This window comes from Acidovorax sp. HMWF018 (assembly GCF_003061035.1).
In the GTDB taxonomy this organism is placed as follows: domain Bacteria; phylum Pseudomonadota; class Gammaproteobacteria; order Burkholderiales; family Burkholderiaceae_C; genus Acidovorax; species Acidovorax delafieldii.
Genome location: NZ_QAIM01000343.1, coordinates 2,639 through 3,786 on the forward strand (window position 1 = coordinate 2,639; position 1,148 = coordinate 3,786).

Genomic DNA, 1,148 nt, shown 5'->3' on the forward strand with positions numbered 1-1,148 from the left:
GTCGCTGTACGAAGAAACCGGTGCCATCGTGGCCGCCATGACCACCAGCATCCCTGAGTCGGCCCACAGCGGCCGCAACTGGGACTACCGCTACTGCTGGCTGCGCGATGCTTTTTTTGTGGTGCGCGCACTCAACAGCATCTCCGAGGTGGGCACCATGGAGGACTACCTGCGCTGGCTGAGCAATGTGGTGGTCGAAGGCGGCGACGGCCACATCCAGCCGCTGTATGGCATCGGGCTGGAGAAAGACCTGCCCGAAAGCTTTGTGCCCCAGCTGGCGGGCTACCGGGGCATGGGCCCGGTGCGCGTTGGCAACCAGGCGGCCGAGCATTTTCAGCACGACGTGTACGGCAACATCGTGCTGGGCGCGGCCCAGGCCTTTCATGACCACCGCCTGCTGCACCGCGCGGGCCTGGCCGAATTCAAGCGGCTGGAACAGGTGGGCGACAACGCAGTGTGTGTGTACGGTCAGCCCGATGCCGGCATGTGGGAGCTGCGCACGCGCGCCCGGGTGCACACCTCGTCCGCACTGATGAGCTGGGCCGCCTGCGACCGGCTGGCCAAGATCGCCGCCACGCTGCAGCTGGCCGACCGTGCCAGCCACTGGCAGCAACATGCCGACCGCATGCGCGCCGAGATCCTCGACAAGTCGTGGTGCGAAGAACGCCAGGCGTTTGCCGAGAGCTTTGGCGGGCATGAGCTGGATGCCAGCGTGCTGCTGATGGCCGAGGTGGGCCTGATCGACCCCAAGGACCCACGCTTTATGAGCACCGTGGAGGCCATGGAAAAGAGTCTGTGCGATGGCCCCTACATGCGCCGCTACGAGGCGGCCGACGACTTTGGCAAGCCCGAAACGGCCTTCAACATCTGCACCTTCTGGCGCATCGACGCTCTGGCGCGCATTGGCCGCAAGGCCGAGGCACGGGCCATCTTCGAGACCATGCTGGCCGCACGCAACCCGCTGGGCCTGCTGTCGGAGGACACCCACCCCGAAACCCGCGAGATGTGGGGCCACTTCCCGCAGACCTATTCGATGGTGGGTGTGATCAACGCCGCCGTGCGCCTGTCAGCGCCCTGGGACAGCGTGATTTGAGGCGCTGTCCGACACCGGCCGGGGGCGGTCAGCACGGATGATTGCCCCCATGAGC

General features: G+C 66.2%; 1 protein-coding gene. It reads left to right on the forward strand.

What is annotated here, in order from left to right; all coding sequences use genetic code 11:
- A partial coding sequence (locus DBR23_RS30645) for a glycoside hydrolase family 15 protein (protein ID WP_233250439.1) occupies positions 1-1,093 on the forward strand: 1,093 nt, incomplete at its 5' end.
- Positions 1,094-1,148: the final 55 nt, after the last annotated feature.